This is a genomic window from Oerskovia douganii (genome assembly GCF_015142735.1).
GTDB classification, from domain to species: domain Bacteria; phylum Actinomycetota; class Actinomycetes; order Actinomycetales; family Cellulomonadaceae; genus Oerskovia; species Oerskovia douganii.
In genome coordinates, this window is sequence record NZ_JACSPN010000047.1 from 1 (window position 1) to 5,538 (window position 5,538).

General features: G+C 56.9%; 3 rRNA genes. All 3 read right to left on the reverse strand.

The features are described 5' to 3' along the window. Nucleotides 1-44 precede the first annotated feature (44 nt). Nucleotides 45-161: ribosomal RNA gene (rrf, locus tag H9623_RS19000) — 5S ribosomal RNA — on the reverse strand. A gap of 91 nt (nucleotides 162-252) precedes the next feature. Next, a 23S ribosomal RNA gene (locus tag H9623_RS19005) occupies nucleotides 253-3,358 on the reverse strand. A 396-nt stretch (nucleotides 3,359-3,754) separates the two neighbouring features. Continuing rightward, nucleotides 3,755-5,275 (reverse strand): 16S ribosomal RNA (locus tag H9623_RS19010). Together the 16S, 23S and 5S rRNA genes form the textbook arrangement of a ribosomal RNA operon. Nucleotides 5,276-5,538: the final 263 nt, after the last annotated feature.

Consider the following 5,538-nt stretch of genomic DNA (forward strand, 5'->3'; position numbering starts at 1 on the left):
GCCAAAGGCCCACCCCGTGAGGGGTGGGCCTTTGGTGAATGGTTGTCCGGCGGCGACCTACTCTCCCACCCCGTCTCCAGGGCAGTACCATCGGCGCTGAGAGGCTTAGCTTCCGGGTTCGGAATGGGACCGGGCGTTTCCCTCTCGCTATGACCGCCGTAACTCTATGGAGATGTTCGGGTCCCCCGGTTACGTGGGGGTGTGCCCGTATCTCGGGAACCGCACAGTGGACGCGTAGCAAAAAGTTTGTGTGTTATCAAGTTGTCGGCTTATTAGTACCGGTCAGCTTCAGCAGTCGTTAGTCCTGCCTTACACATCCGGCCTATCTACCCAGTGGTCTAGCTGGGAGCCTCTCCCCCTTGCGGGGATGGAAACCTCATCTTGAAGCAGGCTTCCCGCTTAGATGCTTTCAGCGGTTATCCCTTCCGAACGTAGCTAACCAGCCGTGCTCCTGGCGGAACAACTGGCACACCAGAGGTTCGTCCGTCCCGGTCCTCTCGTACTAGGGACAGCCCTTCTCAAGTTTCCTGCGCGCGCAGCGGATAGGGACCGAACTGTCTCACGACGTTCTAAACCCAGCTCGCGTACCGCTTTAATGGGCGAACAGCCCAACCCTTGGGACCTACTCCAGCCCCAGGATGCGACGAGCCGACATCGAGGTGCCAAACCATGCCGTCGATATGGACTCTTGGGCAAGATCAGCCTGTTATCCCCGGGGTACCTTTTATCCGTTGAGCGACGGCGCTTCCACAAGCCACCGCCGGATCACTAGTTCCGACTTTCGTCCCTGCTCGACCTGTCAGTCTCACAGTCAAGCTCCCTTGTGCACTTGCACTCGACACCTGATTGCCAACCAGGCTGAGGGAACCTTTGAGCGCCTCCGTTACATTTTAGGAGGCAACCGCCCCAGTTAAACTACCCACCAGGCACTGTCCCTGATCCGGATTACGGACCGAGGTTAGATATCCAGAGCGACCAGAGTGGTATTTCAACGTTGACTCCACACACACTGGCGTGCATGCTTCACAGTCTCCCACCTATCCTACACAAGCCGCACCGAACACCAATACCAAGCTATAGTAAAGGTCCCGGGGTCTTTCCGTCCTGCTGCGCGTAACGAGCATCTTTACTCGTAGTGCAATTTCGCCGAGTTCGCGGTTGAGACAGCGGAGAAGTCGTTACGCCATTCGTGCAGGTCGGAACTTACCCGACAAGGAATTTCGCTACCTTAGGATGGTTATAGTTACCACCGCCGTTTACTGGGGCTTAAATTCTGAGCTTCGCCCGAAGGCTGACCCGTCCTCTTAACCTTCCAGCACCGGGCAGGCGTCAGTCCGTATACATCGTCTTGCGACTTCGCACGGACCTGTGTTTTTAGTAAACAGTCGCTTCTCCCTGGTCTCTGCGGCCGTCAACGCTCGGGAAGCAAGTTCCGTCACGCATCGGGCCCCCCTTCTCCCGAAGTTACGGGGGCATTTTGCCGAGTTCCTTAACCACGATTCTCTCGATCGCCTTAGTATTCTCTACCTGACCACCTGAGTCGGTTTAGGGTACGGGCGGCTAGAACCTCGCGCCGAGGCTTTTCTTGGCAGCATAGGATCACCCAATTCGCGCATACGCGCTATCTATCAGTTCTCAGGCTATGTGAACAGCGGATTTGCCTACTGTTCGCCCTACAACCTTGGACACGGTCAACCATCGCCGTGCTGGGCTACCTTCCTGCGTCACCCCTGTTAATACGCTTACCTAGTACCGGTTCGGGTCGCGCGCCGCTCCCGCGATGTCTCCCGAAGGAGACGGTGCGGGTTAAGGGCGCTTAGCATCACCGGGTTCGGTATGGGCGGTTCTTCGCCGGTAGGAGAATATCAACTCCTTGTCCATCGACTACGCCTGTCGGCCTCGCCTTAGGTCCCGACTTACCCAGGGCGGATTAGCCTGGCCCTGGAACCCTTGGTCATTCGGCGGACGGGTTTCTCACCCGTCTTTCGCTACTCATGCCTGCATTCTCACTCGTGTAGGCTCCACCGCTGGGTTACCCCGCGACTTCACTGCCCACACGACGCTCCCCTACCCATCCACACGCCTGGACCACGAAGGCCTAGCGTTTGTGTGAATGCCACAGCTTCGGCGGTGTACTTGAGCCCCGCTACATTGTCGGCGCGGAATCACTTGACCAGTGAGCTATTACGCACTCTTTCAAGGGTGGCTGCTTCTAAGCCAACCTCCTGGTTGTCTGTGCAACTCCACATCCTTTCCCACTTAGCACACGCTTAGGGGCCTTAGCTGGTGGTCTGGGCTGTTTCCCTCTCGACTACGGAGCTTATCCCCCGCAGTCTCACTCCCGCGCTCTCACTTACCGGCATTCGGAGTTTGGCTGACGTCAGTAACCTTGTAGGGCCCATCGGCCATCCAGTAGCTCTACCTCCGGCAAGAAACACGCGAGGCTGCACCTAAATGCATTTCGGGGAGAACCAGCTATCACGAAGTTTGATTGGCCTTTCACCCCTAACCACAGGTCATCCCCCAGGTTTTCAACCCTGGTGGGTTCGGTCCTCCACGTAGTCTTACCCACGCTTCAACCTGCCCATGGCTAGATCACTTCGCTTCGGGTCTAGACCCAGCGACTCATTCGCCCTATTCAGACTCGCTTTCGCTACGGCTTCCCCACACGGGTTAACCTTGCCACTGAGCACTAACTCGCAGGCTCATTCTTCAAAAGGCACGCTGTCACCCCTGCTAGGGAGGCTCCAACGGATTGTAGGCACACGGTTTCAGGTACTATTTCACTCCCCTCCCGGGGTACTTTTCACCTTTCCCTCACGGTACTGGTCCGCTATCGGTCACTAGGTAGTATTTAGGCTTAGCAAGTGGTCTTGCCGGATTCACACGGGATTTCTCGGGCCCCGTGCTACTTGGGATCCCCTTCGGGAGGCCACGTCATTTCGTCTACGGGGGTCGCACCCTCTGTGCCGGGCCTTTCAATGCCCTTCGACTATAACGCGACTTTCTGACTCCCTGACCGGGTACCAGCCCGGTCTGAAAGGTCCCACAACCCCGCCCATGCAACGCCTGGTAGCTATCACACATGAACGGTTTGGCCTGTTCCGCTTTCGCTCGCCACTACTCACGGAATATCTCTTCCTGTCGGTACTGAGATGTTTCACTTCCCGACGTTCCCTCCACACACCCTATATATTCAGGTGCGGGTCACTGGACATGACTCCAGCGGGGTTTCCCCATTCGGAGATCCTCGGATCACGGTTCGTTTGCCAACTCCCCGAGGCTTATCGCAGGCTACAACGTCCTTCATCGGCTCCTAGTGCCAAGGCATCCACCCTGTGCCCTTAAAAACTTGACAACAAAAAATTGCAGAGAACAAAGATAAATCTTTGATCTTACAAAGATGCTCGCGTCCACTGTGCAGTTCTCAAGCTACGGACGATCCCACCCGCTCCCACGGCCTACCAACACAACCGGTTGGCGGTTCACCCAGGAGACGCGATGGCCCGTTCAGAGCGACCCCACCCATGCGGGCGGTTCCCTCAGGACCCAACAGTGTGCTTGGCGAACCCCTCCCCCGTACCCGTGATGTTCCACCACCCACCCGAAGGCAGACAGGTACTGACACGAACCGTCTTGGACGAGCTCTTCGTTAATGTTCCACCCTTGAGCAACCATCCACCCACGCGTTCGGCGAGTGCCATGGCCTCTGCACGACCACCCCGAAGGGCCGGCCGTGAGTGATGCTCCTTAGAAAGGAGGTGATCCAGCCGCACCTTCCGGTACGGCTACCTTGTTACGACTTAGTCCCAATCGCCAGTCCCACCTTCGACAGCTCCCTCCACAAGGGTTGGGCCACCGGCTTCGGGTGTTACCGACTTTCGTGACTTGACGGGCGGTGTGTACAAGGCCCGGGAACGTATTCACCGCAGCGTTGCTGATCTGCGATTACTAGCGACTCCGACTTCATGGGGTCGAGTTGCAGACCCCAATCCGAACTGAGACCGGCTTTTTGGGATTCGCTCCACCTCGCGGTATCGCAGCCCTTTGTACCGGCCATTGTAGCATGCGTGAAGCCCAAGACATAAGGGGCATGATGATTTGACGTCATCCCCACCTTCCTCCGAGTTGACCCCGGCAGTCTCTTATGAGTCCCCACCATGACGTGCTGGCAACATAAGACGAGGGTTGCGCTCGTTGCGGGACTTAACCCAACATCTCACGACACGAGCTGACGACAACCATGCACCACCTGTACACCGACCTTGCGGGGCAACCATCTCTGGAAGTTTCCGGTGTATGTCAAGCCTTGGTAAGGTTCTTCGCGTTGCATCGAATTAATCCGCATGCTCCGCCGCTTGTGCGGGCCCCCGTCAATTCCTTTGAGTTTTAGCCTTGCGGCCGTACTCCCCAGGCGGGGCACTTAATGCGTTTGCTGCGGCACGGAACTCGTGGAATGAGCCCCACACCTAGTGCCCAACGTTTACGGCATGGACTACCAGGGTATCTAATCCTGTTCGCTCCCCATGCTTTCGCTCCTCAGCGTCAGTTGCGGCCCAGTGACCTGCCTTCGCCATCGGTGTTCCTCCTGATATCTGCGCATTCCACCGCTACACCAGGAATTCCAGTCACCCCTACCGCACTCTAGTCTGCCCGTACCCGATGCAAGCTCAAGGTTGAGCCTTGAGTTTTCACACCAGACGCGACAAACCGCCTACGAGCTCTTTACGCCCAATAATTCCGGACAACGCTTGCGCCCTACGTATTACCGCGGCTGCTGGCACGTAGTTAGCCGGCGCTTCTTCTGCAGGTACCGTCACTTGCGCTTCTTCCCTGCTGAAAGAGGTTTACAACCCGAAGGCCTTCATCCCTCACGCGGCGTCGCTGCATCAGGCTTTCGCCCATTGTGCAATATTCCCCACTGCTGCCTCCCGTAGGAGTCTGGGCCGTGTCTCAGTCCCAGTGTGGCCGGTCGCCCTCTCAGGCCGGCTACCCGTCGTCGCCTTGGTAGGCCATTACCCCACCAACAAGCTGATAGGCCGCGAGTCCATCCCAGACCGATAAATCTTTCCAGACACTCCCCATGCAGGGGCATCTCATATCCAGTATTAGACCTCGTTTCCAAGGCTTATCCCGGAGTCTGGGGCAGGTTACTCACGTGTTACTCACCCGTTCGCCACTGATCCGCCCAGCAAGCTGGGCATCACCGTTCGACTTGCATGTGTTAAGCACGCCGCCAGCGTTCGTCCTGAGCCAGGATCAAACTCTCCGTAAATGTCTGCTATCAACCCCGAAGGATTAACAACCATACGAAGCGGACCCGAAGGTCCATAATCATGGCTACAAACCGAAAACATGACGTTTTCAATTCATACCAAATAAGTAGTCTCGACACGAACACACAACAACCACCAAACGATGGCCACCACGCGCCCATGACGGACAATTGGCATTAACTATCAAGCACACTGTTGAGTTCTCAAGCAACCGACACGCACCGAATCCAACCCGTTCCCAGGCCTTCACTCGGGGCAACTT